Genomic DNA, 14371 nt, shown 5'->3' with positions numbered 1-14371 from the left:
CGGCCCAAGATGCCGACGCATCGGGCCGTCGACCCATTTCGAATTTTCGATGTCAAGCCGGAGGCTTGGCGACAATTCGAGAACCGAACCAACGGTCGTTTCCAACGACCGTTGGTATGACTGCACTGGGCCGGCTCGGGAGGGGGTGAAATCCCGGCTCAGGCCGCCGGCCGGCCGAAGGCCGCGGCGATGCCGGGGAAGAGGTCGGCGGCGGAGAGCCAGCCCTCGACGCCGCGGGCGAGGATCTCGGCCGGCACCACGCCCTCGCGGGCCAGCATCGTGGCGGTCTCGGCCTTGAGGCGGCCGATCTCCGCCTTCTCGCGCTCGCTCGCCTGGGCGAGCGGCCGCCAGGCGTAGCGCAGGGACGGCTCGTCGCGGCCGAGCGCGTCGCGGATCAGGAGCCGGTCGAGGCGGGCGATGGCCGGCGTCAGTTCGACGGTCTGCCGGGCCGCGACATGGTCGTGGTAGTTGCGGATGTCGGATTCGCCGGTGGCGTTGAGGCCGGCGGGCGACTGGCCCAGCAGCCGCGTCACCGGGATGTCGGCCGCACCCGCCGCGACCTGGAGGAAGAGGCGGGCCACCTCCGGCAGGCCGGAGAAATCGAGCTGCTTCTGCTGGTAGCGCTCGCCCTCCGGCGAGCGGCCGTCGCCTTCGAGCAGCAGCATCCCGAACAGGCCCTTCATCCGGGCCGCGTAGGCGAAGCGCTCGGTGACCTGACGGGTGCCGTCCTCGGTCGAGAGGTGCTGCGACAGGCCCGGCACCGAGATCACGTCCTGCTTGGCCTCGGGCAGCATCGCGGCGATGTGGGCGGCGGCTGCCGTCGCCTGGTCGATCGCCTCCAGGAGGGCCTGGAGCACGCTGTCGCCCCAGCCGTCACCGAGCGCATCCTCCGGCAGGGCCGCGCCGAGGAGGCGCACCACCCGGGAGGGATGCACCGCCTGCCCGCCGGCGAGCGTGTAGACCTGCGGCTCGCCGAACCAGGGCGAGAGCGGATCGCGCTCGATGGCGCCGGCCTGGATCCGGCCGCGGGGCAGGACGTGGAGATACAGCAAGCCCCCCTGCCCGACCGCCTCGGGATCGAGCGGCAGGCTCGGATCCGGGGCGCCGTCGCCGATCAGGAGCGCGGCGCCGCCATGCAGGCGCGCCAGGCGCAGAGCCCGCAGCAGGCGGTCGCGCAAGGCAAGGCGCTCCTCGCTCGCCGCCAGGGCCGCCGCGACCTCGGGTGGGGCCTGCCAGGCGCGCCACTCGCGCAGCATGTCGAAGGGCACGATGTCGACGACCTTGCGGGCGAGCCAGTTGTCCCGGTAGGCGGCGTCGAGTTCGCTCCGGGCCCGGGGCACGTGGACGTGCAGGTTGCCGGTGCTCTTGTCCCGCGGGCCGCCGAGGCCGGAGACGAGGTTGGCGAGGCGGTCGGCGAGCCACATCACAGGACTCCGAGCAGGCCGTATCCCGGCCGGGCCAGCGCCGAAAAGGCGCGCGAGAGGGCGTCGACCTGGTCGAGGAAGGCGCCGTTGGGGAAGGCGCACAGCTCGTCGAGGAAGGCCCCGTTCCACGGGCCGGCGACGAGGTGCAGGTTGCCGGCCTCGGCCTGGGCCGAGACCGGGGCGGCGCGGGTCGCCTTGTCGCCGCTCTCGGGGCTGGCCCGCGCGTCGTAGCCGGCAAGCCGCGAGACGAGGTATTGCGCCTGCGCCTTGCCGGCCTGGCCGGGATCCTGCGGCAGGGAGATCCGGCAGGCCGGCCCGTCCTCGGCGGCGGTGGCCAGGATCAGCCGCTCGACGCCGCCGGCCGAGAGCCGGTCGCGGCGCACGTCGACGACGTAGAGCCGTCCGTCGGGCGCCCGCGCGAGCTTGACGCCGGCGGTGTAGTCCGGCTGGCGCCCAGGCCTTGGCACGCTCGCCGCGAGGTCCCAGGCCCGCACGACGAGACAGCCGGCCGGCTCCGCCCGCACCAGGGTGAACCAGCCGCGCTTGAACAGCCCGCCGTCCCGGGGGGCGGGCCGCTGCTGGTACTGGCCGGCCGCCGCGTAGTCGCCCATCACGGCCTTGTCGCGCTCGACCGCGTTCCGGGGAAACCGGGCCGGGAAGAGCAGCTCGCCGGCCTCCCGGCGGGGATCGGTGAAGCCGATGCGGGTGGCGCAGGCGCGCTCCGGCTCGAACTCCATCGGCAGCATCAGGTGGTCGTAGCCGAGGTTCCTCGCCAGGATCACGCCCGACAGGTCGCGCTCGTGCAGCCGTTGCATGATGACCACGATCGCCGAGCGGACGGGATCGTTGAGGCGGGTCGGCACCGCCTCCAGGAACCATTGCGCGATCCCCTCGCGCACCCGCTCGGACTTGGCGCCGTCGACCGAGATCGGGTCGTCGAGGATCACCCGGTCGCCGCGCGAGCCGGTGATCGAGCCGGCCGAGACCGCCTCGCGCAGGCCGGTCGCCGTGGTCTCGAACCGGGCCTTGCGGTTCTGGTCGCGGGTGAGCCGCACCCGCTCGCCCCACAGGGTCCGGTACCAGGGCGAGGTGATCAGGCGCCGCGTGCGCAGGTTGTCGCGCAGCGCCAGCCGCTCGGTGTGGGAGACCGCGACGGTGCGTAAGCTGGGGCGGTTCTTCGGCCCCCATTCCCAGGCCGGCCAGAACACGCCGGCAAGCAGGCTCTTCATCGTGCCGGGCGGCACGTTGATCAGCAGCCGGGTGATCTCGCCGGCGGTGACCGCCTCGAGATGGGCGCTGACCGCGTCGATGTGCCAGCCATGGATGTAAGGGGCGCCGGGCTCGATCGCCGGCCAGGCCCGGCGCACGAACCCCGCCAGGCTCTCCTCGCTATCGAGCCGGTCCAGCGCCCGCAGCAGGGCCGGCGGATCGGTCAGCCAGGCGCTCGGCGATGGCCCGGAGCTGGGCGCGCTGCTCCCCGTCGAGGAGGCGGAAGGCCGCGTCGGGATCGGGGATCGCGGTGTCGTCACGGTGCTTCCCGTCTCCCTTGCCGTCCGTCTTGCCGTCGAGATCCCAAGCCTGGCGTTCGAGGGCGATCCACAGCCGCGCCGCGGCGGCGAGGTCGCGCAACGCCGCGACGCGCTTCTGCAACGCCGCCGCGCGGGCGAGCCCGCTCTCCTCCGCGCCGTCTTCGGGCCCGGATTCCTCCGCGATGGCGGCCTGGAGGTCGTCGAGGAGCCGCAGGGTCAGGGTCGCGCCCTGCGCCACCACGAGGCGGTGGCCGCCCAGAACGTCGCCCGGACGGGCCTCGCCCGATGGCGCGTCGCTCGGGGGGATGCCGGCCGGGGCGGCGGCGTCCGGTGGGGCGTCGCGGCCCCACCCCTCCGCCCGCGCCCGGCGCCGGAGCGTCGCCGGGCTGATGCCGAAGCGCCGCGCGATCGCGGGCCCGGCCCCCGGCTCCGCCCGATAGGCCGCCGCGATGCCCGCCCAGTCGATGACGCGCCGTGCCGAGTGCGTCCCCGAATGCTTCTTGGCCATGTCGCCTCTTCGAACAATGGGGAGCGCCGCCCGGCCCGGAGCAGCCAACCGGCGGCGGGACGCTCGCGGACACGCGCCGCCCTTCGCCTCGGTGATGCCGTGGGCCGGGTCCGGGGACACATCCCCGCGTGGCGGGGCAGTCGAGCGGCCACCTCCCTGATGGGCAGGCCGCAGACCCGGATAACCTGAAACCCTTGTACCCGCCCCGCCGATGTTCGTCAAATGTTCTCTTCGGCGGGGCGCAATTTTTCGCTCAGGCTCACTCGGGCTCGATCTGGTCCTCGTCGAGCAGCACCGGGGTCTCGCGCCCGAACAGCGACAGGGCGACCCGGTAGCGCCGCCGGGCCGGGTCGATCCCCTCGACCGTGCCGCTCAGGGCCGCGAGCGGTCCGGCCGTCACCCGCACGGCGTCGCCGAGGGCGAAGAGCACGGCCGTCACCGCCTCCGCGTCGCGGCCGTCCTCCCCGCTGCCATGGCCGGTGATCGCGTCGGCGAAGCCCTGGAGCACGGCCGGCGCGATGACGACGGCCCGGCCGTCGCGGAACAGCACCCGGGCGATGCCCGGATGGCCCTCGACCTGCGCGAGGTCGTGGTCGTCGTGCAGCCCGACGAAGAGCGTGCGGTGCAGGAGCGGAACCCGGGCCGTGCGGCGGCGGCCCGCGGGCGAGGTCAGCTCGATCTCCTCGCGGGGCTCGAAGGTGGGGATGCCGGCGGCTTCGAGGTCGCGGGCCGCCCGGGCCGCCCAGCGCGGCCTCGTCTCGGCGACGAGCCAGACCCGGTCGGCCGCGAGCACGATCCGGGCCGGCCGGACCCGCCGACGGCGGCGGCGCCGGATCTCGGCGGCCCGGTCGGCCGGCGGACGGCCCTGGGCGATGGCCTCGCGGCGGCGGCGGGCGATGCGGCGCTTGGTCCCGCTCACGCCGCCCTCCCCGGCTGCCGAAGACCCGTGTCGCTCAGGTCCCGCCGGGGCGATCCGGCGGCGTATCGCGGGCGGCCTCCCGCGTCAGCGCCTCGGTCGCGCGCACGATCCGGGCGCGCACCATCAGGAACAGGCCGACCCCCGCGGCGAGGGTCCAGAGCACGATCAGGGCAACCTTCATGCGTTCCTCCTGCACCGGCACGCCGCGCCGCGCGAGCCTTGCCGTCCCGGATGCACCCGCCCTGCCGCGCGCCGGCCGCCCGTTGCGGTGATTTGCCGCCAGACCCGCCGGGGCGCGACCGGCCCGGATCGTCCGTCGCCGCCCCGGCGGTGCGCCACCGAAGCAGACCTGCCTTGGCGGGCCAACGCTTTGCCCGTTGAGATTCTTGCTCGATCGCAGATTTCTGCCGCCGAACCGGTGACCGCTGCGGCGAAATCGGCTGAGCCGTCCCGTCCTCGGGCGGGCCACGGCGGGCTGCGAAGAATCGGTTGACCATCGGAGGACTCCGGCAACGAGGGATACGGCGCAAGGCTGCCCTGGGGGTAGAGTGGCAGGGCGGGCACGGGCGAGCGACGTGGCACGCCGCAATCCTTGCGATCGAAATCACTACATGATGTAATGATTTTGCTCAATACCTCAAGTATCGGGGGCAATCGCTGAGGTGATCCAGTCGGGAGAGAATCGGGTCCGGGCCGCGCAGGGCGAGCGGCTGCGGCAGGCACGCATCGCCGCCGGTTACCGCTCGGCGCGGGACGCGGCGTTGCAGAATGCCTGGCCGGAGAGCAGCTACCGGGCGCACGAGGCCGGCACCCGGACCATCGGCCAGGACGATGCCGAGCGCTACGCCGCACGCTTCCGCCGCGACGGCGTCGGGGTCACCGCCAAGGGGCTGCTGTTCGGCGACGACGACGCGCCGGAGCCGGTCGCGGAGGGCGGCCACGAGGTCGGCCACGTCGTGGGTCAGATCGTAGGAGTGAAGGGATTGATCAGTGCCGGCGGCTTGATCGATACCGGGGACGAGCAGCCCGGGCCGGATGGCGACCTGTTCCGGATCACGGTCCCGTTCCCGGTGCCGCACGGCACCATCGCGTTCCGGGTCGCCGGCCTGTCGATGTATCCGAAATACGAGCCGGACGACGTGGTGCTCTGCGCCGAGGCGGGCGAGAGCCCGGACCGTCTGCTCGATCTCTACGCCGCCGTGACGACGGCGGAGGGGCAGCGCTTCCTGAAGAAGATCCTGCGCGGCTCGCAGCGGGGCTCGTACCACCTGGAGAGCCACAACGCCCCATTGATGCCCGATCGCCGCCTGGTCTGGGCCTCGGGCATCATCAGCACCGTCCACGCGCAAGCCTGGAGCCGGTTCTGCGCCGGCTCCAAGTCCGGCGGATAAAGCAAGGCCGGCGGATAGAGGAAGTCCGGCGGGTCGGAGATCGCTGCATCGTGCAGCGATAATCGTCAGTCGGCCTGCGCGACCCGGGCGGTGCGGCGCTGCGCGGTCCAGCGGCCGGAGCAGAGGGCGGAGACGGTCCAGGTGCCGGCGCCGGAATTGGCCTGGAGCCGGCCCGAGGCGGCGCCGCTGGCCGAGCCGTGGCGGACGGTGAGGCCAACCTGGCCGTCCGGCCCGATGCGCCCGCTCACCGTCGCGCCGCCGTCACCCGTCGAGGCCACCCGCACGTCGCCGTCGGCGATCGCGAGTGAGACGGTGTAGCGGCTGTCGCACATCCCCGATTCGGTGACGAGCTGCACCGCCCAGGTCCCGTTGAAGCTCCGCCCCTCCGCCGCCGCCGGATGCAGGCTGGCCGGCAGGGCGGCGCACAGGACGAGAGCGGCGACGGACGACTTGAGCATGGGACCCCCTGGTTGTTCGACGCCGGCCGCATGGACGAGCCGGCTCGCTTCGTGATGGCGTGGCAGAGCGTTGCGGCGAGGCCGCACCGTCCCGCTGCGCGAACCCGGGCGGTCGCGCGCTGGACGAGAAGCGATGTGGATGGGGGATCCTTAACACAGGCAGAACGGCAGCAATATGGCGCGTCGCGGCCTGCCTGTCCGGGGATCGACTGGGCTATGGCCGCGCTTGTCGGCGGTCTTCTGGCGGAGACTTGGCCGTTCCTTACGGCCGGTCTGGGATCAGAGCGGCAGGGTCGCGGCCATGCGCCGACGCAAGGGCTCGTCCGGCAGCGGGCCGGTGCCGGCGCGCAGGTTCACCGCCATGTGGCCGGGATCGGCGGTGCCGGGGATCGCGCAGGTCACGGCCGGGTGCGAGACCACGAACTTCAGCAGGATCTCCGCCCAGGAGGTGCAGCCGATCTCCGCGGCGTAGTCCGGCAGCGGCGTCGGCGCGAGGCGGCGCAGCAGCCCGCCGCCGCCGAAGGGCCGGTTGACCAGCACGGCGACACCCTTGTCTGCGGCGAGCGGCAGCAGGCGCTCCTCCGCCGCCCGGTCGTCGAGGGCGTAATTGATCTGGAGGACATCGAGCCGCTCGGCGTTCAGGACGGCCTCGACGGCGTCGTAGGCGCTCTCGGTGTAGTGCGAGATGCCGAGATAGCGGATGCGCCCCTGCGCCTTCCACTCCCGCAGGGTCGGCAGATGCACGCGCCAATCGAGCAGGTTGTGGATCTGCATCAGGTCGAGGCGCTCGGTGTGCAGGAGCTGGAGCGACCGGGTCATCTGGGCAATTCCCGCCTCGTGGCCGGTGGTCCAGACCTTGGTGGCCAGGAAGGGGCGCTCGCGGGGGCTGGCGTCCTTCACCAGGTCGCCGGTCACCGCCTCGGCCCGGCCATACATCGGCGAGGAATCGATCACCCGGCCGCCTTTCGCCAGCAGAGTCGCCACGACCTCGCGCAACGGCGCCCGCTCGGCGGGTTTCGTCCCGACATCGAAGCCGCGCCAGGTGCCGAGCCCGATCACCGGCAGGGTCTCGCCGCTCGCCGGGATCGGCCGCCGGTGCATCTCGGCGGCTTGCGCGTGAGCCACGCCCCCGACCGACGCCGCCAGCGCGGCGCCGAGGAAGCCTTGCCGGGTCAGTCCTTGTCGGGCCGTGCTCGTCATCGCGTCTCTCCCTTGTCGGCGCCGCGCCTGTCCCGAAACGCCCGCGGGCATTCCCCGGTGCCCTTGGCGAAGAAGCGCGAGAAATAGGCCGGGTCGGTGAAGCCCAGGCCATAGGCGATCTCGGCGATGCCGAGGTCGGAATAGAGCAGGCTGCGCTTGGCTTCCAGCAGGCGGCGCTCGCGGATGATCCGGCTGGGGCTCGATCCCGTCATCGCCCGGCAGGCGGCGCGCAGCCGCGCCTCGGTCACCCCGAGATCGTCGGCGTAAGCCGCCAGCGGGCGCTCGCGGCGGTGATGCGCCTCCACCGCCTCGCGGAACCGTGCGGTCAGCAGCGCCTGCGGTCCCGGTGGGGCCGCCGGCTCCCGCGTCGCGGCGAGCCGGCGCAGGCCGGCGACCAGGACCAGCATCAGATGGGCCTCGATGGCACCGCGCCGGCCCGGCGCCGCCCAGGCCAGTTCCCGGGCGAGTTCGGCCACCGCCTCCTCGACCGGGCCCGGCTCCGGCAGGGCGAGCGCCGCCGGGCCGGCAAAGAGCGCCGACAGGTCCGGCTCGCGCCCGCACAGGTCGCGCAGATAGCGTGCCGAGAGGGTCAGCACCGTCCCCACCGTGCCGTCGGCGAAGCGGAAGCCGTGGGCGGTGCCGGCCGGCACCACCAGCAGGCAGGGCGGCGCGAAGGCGAGCCGCTCCGCCTCGGCCCGCATCTCGCCCGGGCCCTCTGCGATCAACAGCAACTGGTGCAGGCCCGAATGGACATGCGGGCGGATCGTCCAGCGGTTCGGGCGGCTGCGATCGTCCAAGGCTTCGAGATGCAGGAAGCGGTCGTCGGCGTCCCGCGGGGCCTCGCCGTAGAGGAAGAAGTGCGGCACCGCAGGGGCTTGGACGGGATCGCGGCGCATGGCGGGCGGTGTCTCGCGGGGCGGGCGGGATCGACGAAAAGTCCAATTTTTCCCTTGCCCCGTCCATCGTCAATCCGCCCGGCGCGGTTCACCTTTTTTGCCGGAGAGCGGCCACCGCCGAGACGGTGGCGCCATGGAAGGAAACCCTCAGATGCGCACCCAGGTCGCCATCATCGGCGCCGGCCCGGCCGGCCTGTTTCTCGCTCACCTTCTGGCCCGCGCCGGGATCGACGCGGTGGTGCTGGAGCGGCGCACCCGCGACTATGTCGAGGGACGGGTCCGGGCCGGCGTGCTGGAGCAGGGCACCGTCGCGCTGATGGAAAGCCTCGGTCTCGACGCCCGGCTCAAGGCCGAGGGTTTGGTCCATACCGGCACCAACCTCGCCTATGACGGTGAGATCTTCCGCATCGACATGGCGGCGCTGACCGGCGGCGCGGCGGTGACGGTCTACGGCCAGCAGGAGGTGATGCGCGACCTGTTCGACGCCGCCGAGCCCCGCGGCGTGCGGATCGTGTTCGAGGCCGAGGACCTGCGGCTCGACGGCCTCACCGGCGAGCGCCCCAGCGTCACCTTCACCAAGGGCGGTGAGACGCGGATTCTCGCCTGCGACTTCGTCGCCGCCTGCGACGGTTTTCACGGCGTCGGCCGGGCGGCGATCCCGGCCGACGTGCTCAAGGTCTACGAGCGGGTCTATCCCTTCGGCTGGCTCGGCATCCTGGCCGAGGTACCGCCGGTCAACCACGAGCTGATCTACGCCAACCATGCCCGCGGCTTCGCGCTCGCCAGCATGCGCTCGCCCACCCGCAGCCGCTACTACGTCCAGGTCGGCCTCGACGAGCGGATCGAGGACTGGTCGGACGGGCGCTTCTGGGACGAGATCGAGATACGCTTAGGGCCGCAAGCCTCCGCCGGGCTGGTGCGCGGCCCCTCCTTCGAGAAGAGCATCGCCCCCTTGCGCAGCTTCGTCGCCGAGCCGATGCGCTATGGCCGCCTGTTCCTGGCCGGGGACGCCGCCCATATCGTGCCGCCGACGGGGGCCAAGGGCATGAACCTCGCCGTCTCCGACGTCGCGATGCTCGCCGAGGCGCTGACCCTGCATTACGGCGAGCGCGATTCATCGGGTCTCGACGGCTATTCGGCCCGGGCGCTCGCCCGGGTGTGGAAGGCCGAGCGCTTCAGCTGGTGGTTCACCGGCCTCACCCATCGCTTCCCCGACATGGACGCCTTCGCGCGCCGGATGCAGGTGGCGGAACTCGCCTATATTCGCGGGTCGCAGGCCGCCCAGACGGTGATCGCCGAGAACTACGTCGGGCTGCCGATGGCGCCCGGTCACGCGCCGATCGGCGCGTGACCCCCGCGGGCTGTCAGCGGGACGGCTCGGCCGCGACCGCGCTCCAGCCCTTCAGCGGAAAGGCCCAGTCATAGGCGAGGTTGAAGACGAAGGCGTAGGCCACGTAGAACAGCGCGATCGCGATATCCATCACGAAAGCCTGGACGAGGCCGATGCCGAGGTACCAGGCGATCGGCGGCAGCAGGATCACCAGCAATCCCGCCTCGAACAGCACGGCGTGACCCACCCGGAGGCCCAGGCTCTTGCGGGTGGTGCCGGTGAGCCGCTGCATCGCCCGGTCGAAGCCGAGGTTGTAGACGTAGTTCCACCCCGTCGCCACCATGGCGCTGCCGAGGCCGATCACGCCCATCTCGGAGGCGTGCAGCCCGAACAGCACGGTCCCGAGCGGGATGATGAGCGCGAGGCCGATCACCTCGAACAGGAGGGCGTGGCGGATCCGGTCGCGGGTGCTGCGCATGGTCTGACTCTGGACGCTTGGATTGGTCCGCCGCCTTCTATCTGCGATACTCCGGCCGGCAAGTTGGGACGTATCGCGGGATCAGATGGATGGCCGTCTCCTTCGACCAGCTCCAGGCTTTCGTGGCGGCGGCCGAGGCCGGCTCCTTCTCGGGCGCGGCCCGCGCGTTGCGGAAGGCGCAATCGGCCGTCAGCACGCAGGTGGCGAATCTCGAGGCGGATCTGGGGCTGGAGCTGTTCAGCCGGGCGGGCCGGAACCCGGTCCTCACCCCGGCGGGGGAGCGGTTGCTCCTGGAGGCCCGGGTGGTGCTCGACCGGCGCGAGCACCTGATCGGCGTGGCGACGAGCCTGGAGCAGCGGGTGGAGAACCGGCTGGTCGTCGCCATCGACGAGCTTTACCCCGAGCACGCGCTGGGCGCCCTCTTCGCCGAATTTGCCCGTCGGTTTCCTTATGTGGAACTGGAACTGCTGTTTCCGTTGATGGAAGATGTCAGCCGCATGGTGCAGTCCGGCGCCGCCGATCTCGGTGTGATGTGGCGCCAGGAGGTCCTGCCGACGGAACTCGGCTTCCAGACCATCGGCTGGGTCCCGCTCAAGCTCGTCTGCGGCCGCGACCATCCCCTCGCCAAGGCGCGCGTGGAGTGGGAGGAGCTGAAGCGCCACCGCCAGATCCTCGTCGCCGCCCGCAGCGACGGCCCCGAGAAGCGCCGCCTGCGGGTCGCCGCCGAGGTGTGGTGGGTCGAGAGCCACTGGGTGATCCTGGAGATGGTCAAGCACGGGATCGGCTGGGCCTTCGTCACCGACCACGTCATCGCCGCCTCCCTGACCGCGCCGCATCTCGTCACGCCGGATTTGCAGTTCGACCAGGGGGATTGGCCGATCGCGCTGGAGTTGGTCTGGCACAAGCAGCGGCCGTGCGGGCCGGCTGCGGCGTGGCTGCGGGAGCGGTTTGCGGCCGAGCGGGTCGGTGGTGGCTTGGGGTGAGCGGGTCGGGTGAGGTGTGATCCAACCTCCGGACGATTCCTTCCGGACGTCGGATCGCCAGCCCGCGCGGTGGAACCGTCGGCTCCACACGCCTGAGCGAAGCCGATCTCTGCATCGCGAAGCGATCAGTCGGAAATCGTGCGAGCCTGGGTTTGACGTGGCCGAGGTCGTTGGATGGCGCCTCGGCCCGAGGGTGCCCGTGCACGGGGGCACGATCTCCCGGAACGGCGGCGTGCCGCACTCTCCCTGGTCATTCGGGGGGCGTTCTCGCGCAGAGCCGCGCTCGCAGCAACGCGCTTTGCCATTTGCCATCGTCCCATCGATGGCACGGCGTTCGGCGGTCAGGAGCCGGGCGTCGGGGGTGCGTGACGTCTCTAGCCTCACGATCGGTCGGAGGAATCGCGGCTGACCGCGTGATGGCGATCGGGGAGAGGACGGCAATCGCACGGTCCTCGCCTGTTTGGGTCGCAGGCGTCGGCATCACCGGATCGGCGTTTTGACACGCAGGGACCTCACATCGTCCCAGCGTCGCCGTGCCGTCGGCGAGCGTCCGCACGCGACGGTGAGGCTGAAACGGTTGCCGATGGATCGCGTCGCGAGGCGGAAAACCGGCTTCGCTCAATCGCCGCGCGGGCTTGCTGATACGGTTCCCGACCGGATCGTTCGGACACCGTGTGAAAGGTCCGTGTCAACGGCTGTCGGCGTTACCAGCGCAGGAACCGTCGACCGACGAGCGCCGCCAAGCCGGTCGTGAGCACCATCCCGAAGCCGTACCAGAGCGCGACAAACAACGTGGAGTCGTTCGGGCAATAGAACGAGAAGATCCCTGCACCCACCGCGCCTCCGGCGAGGCCGGCCGCGGCGCCCGCCTTGGCAGGATGGCGGGGCGCACCCGCCCGTGCGGCCCAGAGCAGGCAGAATGCGGGCAGAAGGGACGTCACCACGATCATCGTGAGGCAGGCGAGGGGCGATATCCCGATGGCGGCCTGCGCCCAGGACGACCGTGGCGTCACCGCCATATCGAGGCCGGTTGCGGCCCCGAGCAGCAACAGGGGAGCGAGCAGGACGCCGATCGGCGGGCCGGCCCGGTCCGGGCACGAGACCCTTGCGGCCACGGCCAGCGCGGCCATCGCGGTCACCGCGGTGAACAGGAACTTGAACACCACCCGGGGGTTGGCAAGCGCGGCCAGCAGATCGGCCCGGACACCGACCAGCGCGACGAAGAGCAGGCCGGCCACGATTCCACCGCTCAGACCCGCGATGACCAAGGAGCGCCCCACGGGTTTCGTGGGTCGCGCATCCGCCGCCAGCACAGCGATCAGGTTGGTCGTCTTCATGACACAATTCCCTTCCGGGCTGCCGACGCCAGCCGCTTGAGCCCGCGATGGAGCGCGACACGAACCGCCCCCTCCCGCAGGCCGAGCGTCGCGGCGACATCGCGCACGGAGCGGCCTTCGACCGCCAATCCCCGGACCACAACCTGTTCGCGGGGAGACAGAACGGCAAGATGGCGATCGAGATCGATGCCGAACACGTCCTCCTCCGGTGCCGGCACGACGTCGACCAGCGTGTCGACGGTGATACCGTCGGCGATCAATCGGTTCTGGCGGCCTTTGCGTCGTGCCCAATCGATGAGCTTGTGGTCGGCGATGGCATGGACCCAGGGGACGAGCGGGCGCGATGGGTCCCATGTCCCGCGCTTCAGGTGGATGCTGAGCAGCGTCTCCTGTACGACATCCTCCACATCCGCCCAATTGCTCCTGAGCCGTCGCCGGACCCGGGTCCGCACGAGCGCCGCGATGGCGACCAGCGCCAATGCGTAGGCGTCTTCCCTGCCTTGGAGGGCCGCCGTCATCGCGGCGGTCAGATCTGGCTCGCTGAGTGTCACCTGCCCAACCCTACGCAGGGTCGTGTCCCGGCGTTACAGCGCCGCCCGACGAAATTGTTTGCGGCTCCCCTGTAACAGCCATCCCGGCCACATCGAAGGACAGGATGCGGGCCGGAGATCGCGGCCTCGCGGAGGAGCCATCCATGCTGCGTCGTCCGGTCCTTCTCGCTTGCGCCCTCGCGCTCGCGCTGCCCGTTGCCCTTCCGGCATCGTCCTTCGTCGGAACCGCCAGCGCGGCCGAGACCAAGGCGTTCACGTCGTCAGCCTTCGAGGCCGCCAAGAAGGCGGGCGGGCCGATCCTGATCGACGTGACCGCGCCGTGGTGCCCGACCTGCAAGGCACAGAAGCCGATCCTGTCCGAGCTGCTTGCCGATCCCCGGTTCGCCAAGATGACCGTGCTGCACGTCGACTTCGACAGCCAGAAGGACGCGCTCAAGGAACTCGGCGTGCGGATGCAGAGCACGCTGATCTCCTACAAGGGCGGCCGGGAGGTCGGCCGCTCGACCGGCGTGACCGACAAGGCTGCGATCGCGGCGCAACTCGACACGTCGATCTAAGGGCGGATCCATGCTCGCGACGGTCGGCTTCGCGTTCATCGCGGGCATCCTCTCGATCCTGTCACCCTGCGTCCTGCCGCTCCTGCCGATCGTGCTGGGAGCGGCCGCCTCGCAGCATCGCCTCGGCGCGCTCGCGCTCAGCGGCGGCCTCGCGCTCTCCTTCACGGTGATCGGCATCCTCGTCGCCACCGTCGGATTTGCGATCGGCCTCGATGCGAGCCTGTTTCGCACCGCCGCCTCGATCCTGCTCTTGAGCATCGGCGCGATCCTCCTCGTGCCGGCGTTTCAGGCCCGCTTCGCCCTGGCCGCAAGCCCGATCGGGGCCTGGACCGAGAACCGCTTCGGCGGCTTCTCGACGGAGGGATGGATCGGCCAGTTCGGTGTCGGTCTGCTGCTCGGTGCCGTCTGGAGCCCCTGTGTCGGCCCGACGCTCGGCGCCGCATCGCTCGCGGCGGCGAATGCCGAGAACCTGCCGGCGGTTGCCGTGACGATGCTCGCCTTCGGCTTCGGCGCGGCGTTGCCGCTGTTGCTGCTCGGGTTCCTGTCCCGGGAGGCGATGATGCGGTGGCGAAACCGCATGCGGTCGGCCAGCGGTCCCATCAAGCGGCTGTTCGGTGTCGTTCTCGTTCTGGCGGCCGTGCTGATCCTCTCGGGCTACGACAAGCGGCTCGAGACGGTGCTGGTCGATGCGTCTCCGGCCTGGCTGACGGACCTCACCACGCGCTTCTGATCGGGCGTGACCGGCGCGGTCCGGGCAGGTTCAACCGGCGACCCTACCGCGCCTCCTCCCCATCACCCCCACCCCGCAAC

Annotated in this window: 16 protein-coding genes; 5 read left to right on the top strand and 11 right to left on the bottom strand. The window is 71.6% G+C overall.

Going from position 1 to position 14371, the window contains the following annotated elements:
• Window positions 1–158: 158 nt before the first annotated feature.
• The 5 genes from VP06_RS24790 to VP06_RS36625 form a co-directional block, all read right to left on the bottom strand.
• Window positions 159–1424 carry a DUF1073 domain-containing protein gene (locus VP06_RS24790; RefSeq protein WP_048466475.1) on the bottom strand — a complete coding sequence of 422 codons (1266 nt, stop codon included), beginning with the start codon at window positions 1422–1424 and terminating at the stop codon, window positions 159–161.
• Window positions 1424–2791 (bottom strand): phage terminase large subunit, encoded by a 1368-nt coding sequence (terL, locus tag VP06_RS24785; protein WP_048466474.1) that lies wholly within the window; start codon window positions 2789–2791, stop codon window positions 1424–1426. The genes VP06_RS24790 and terL overlap by 1 nt, the downstream gene beginning before the upstream one ends.
• A gap of 22 nt (window positions 2792–2813) precedes the next feature.
• Window positions 2814–3461, bottom strand: coding sequence for a hypothetical protein (locus VP06_RS24780; protein WP_048466473.1), 648 nt, complete (start codon window positions 3459–3461; stop codon window positions 2814–2816).
• A 259-nt stretch (window positions 3462–3720) separates the two neighbouring features.
• Window positions 3721–4380: a transcription termination/antitermination protein NusG gene (nusG, locus tag VP06_RS24775; protein ID WP_048466472.1), complete on the bottom strand. Its 660-nt coding sequence runs from the start codon at window positions 4378–4380 to the stop codon at window positions 3721–3723.
• Between the two features lie 34 nt (window positions 4381–4414).
• Window positions 4415–4561 carry a hypothetical protein gene (locus VP06_RS36625; protein WP_156295752.1) on the bottom strand — a complete coding sequence of 49 codons (147 nt, stop codon included), beginning with the start codon at window positions 4559–4561 and terminating at the stop codon, window positions 4415–4417.
• A gap of 481 nt (window positions 4562–5042) precedes the next feature.
• Here VP06_RS36625 and VP06_RS24770 point away from each other — a divergent pair, with 481 nt between their 5' ends.
• A complete protein-coding gene (locus VP06_RS24770; protein ID WP_245291301.1) occupies window positions 5043–5771 on the top strand; it encodes a LexA family transcriptional regulator in 729 nt (242 codons plus the stop codon).
• A 65-nt stretch (window positions 5772–5836) separates the two neighbouring features.
• Here the strand turns inward: VP06_RS24770 and VP06_RS24765 are convergent, their stop codons facing one another.
• The 3 genes from VP06_RS24765 to VP06_RS24755 form a co-directional block, all read right to left on the bottom strand.
• On the bottom strand, window positions 5837–6229 hold the full coding sequence (locus tag VP06_RS24765; RefSeq protein WP_048466471.1) for a hypothetical protein: 393 nt from the start codon (window positions 6227–6229) through the stop codon (window positions 5837–5839).
• Window positions 6230–6508: 279 nt separating this feature from the next.
• On the bottom strand, window positions 6509–7429 hold the full coding sequence (locus VP06_RS24760) for an aldo/keto reductase (protein WP_048466470.1): 921 nt from the start codon (window positions 7427–7429) through the stop codon (window positions 6509–6511).
• Window positions 7426–8325 (bottom strand): helix-turn-helix domain-containing protein, encoded by a 900-nt coding sequence (locus tag VP06_RS24755; protein WP_048466469.1) that lies wholly within the window; start codon window positions 8323–8325, stop codon window positions 7426–7428. Before VP06_RS24755 ends, VP06_RS24760 begins: the two co-directional genes overlap by 4 nt.
• A gap of 151 nt (window positions 8326–8476) precedes the next feature.
• Between VP06_RS24755 and pobA the strand changes: the two genes are divergently transcribed.
• On the top strand, window positions 8477–9676 hold the full coding sequence (gene pobA, locus VP06_RS24750; RefSeq protein WP_048466468.1) for a 4-hydroxybenzoate 3-monooxygenase: 1200 nt from the start codon (window positions 8477–8479) through the stop codon (window positions 9674–9676).
• A 13-nt stretch (window positions 9677–9689) separates the two neighbouring features.
• Here pobA and VP06_RS24745 read toward each other — a convergent pair whose 3' ends face one another.
• Window positions 9690–10133: a PACE efflux transporter gene (locus VP06_RS24745; RefSeq protein ID WP_048466467.1), complete on the bottom strand. Its 444-nt coding sequence runs from the start codon at window positions 10131–10133 to the stop codon at window positions 9690–9692.
• An 89-nt stretch (window positions 10134–10222) separates the two neighbouring features.
• Here VP06_RS24745 and VP06_RS24740 point away from each other — a divergent pair, with 89 nt between their 5' ends.
• Window positions 10223–11116 (top strand): LysR family transcriptional regulator, encoded by an 894-nt coding sequence (locus VP06_RS24740; protein ID WP_048466466.1) that lies wholly within the window; start codon window positions 10223–10225, stop codon window positions 11114–11116.
• A 704-nt stretch (window positions 11117–11820) separates the two neighbouring features.
• Here the strand turns inward: VP06_RS24740 and VP06_RS24735 are convergent.
• Together VP06_RS24735 and VP06_RS24730 are read right to left on the bottom strand one after the other, a co-directional pair.
• The gene (locus VP06_RS24735) at window positions 11821–12453 is read right to left on the bottom strand and encodes an NrsF family protein (protein WP_048466465.1); all 633 of its coding nucleotides are present in this window, start codon (window positions 12451–12453) and stop codon (window positions 11821–11823) included.
• A complete protein-coding gene (locus tag VP06_RS24730) occupies window positions 12450–13004 on the bottom strand; it encodes a sigma-70 family RNA polymerase sigma factor (RefSeq protein WP_245291300.1) in 555 nt (184 codons plus the stop codon). The genes VP06_RS24735 and VP06_RS24730 overlap by 4 nt, the downstream gene beginning before the upstream one ends.
• Window positions 13005–13147: 143 nt before the next feature.
• Between VP06_RS24730 and VP06_RS24725 the strand changes: the two genes are divergently transcribed.
• Together VP06_RS24725 and VP06_RS24720 are read left to right on the top strand one after the other, a co-directional pair.
• Window positions 13148–13561, top strand: coding sequence for a thioredoxin family protein (locus VP06_RS24725; RefSeq protein ID WP_048466463.1), 414 nt, complete (start codon window positions 13148–13150; stop codon window positions 13559–13561).
• Window positions 13562–13571: 10 nt separating this feature from the next.
• On the top strand, window positions 13572–14291 hold the full coding sequence (locus VP06_RS24720) for a cytochrome c biogenesis CcdA family protein (protein ID WP_048466462.1): 720 nt from the start codon (window positions 13572–13574) through the stop codon (window positions 14289–14291).
• Window positions 14292–14371: the final 80 nt, after the last annotated feature.

The organism is Methylobacterium aquaticum, from assembly GCF_001043915.1.
Lineage (GTDB): Bacteria > Pseudomonadota > Alphaproteobacteria > Rhizobiales > Beijerinckiaceae > Methylobacterium > Methylobacterium aquaticum.
Note: the sequence above shows the minus strand (reverse complement) of the source record. Positions and strands in the feature narration are given on the sequence as shown.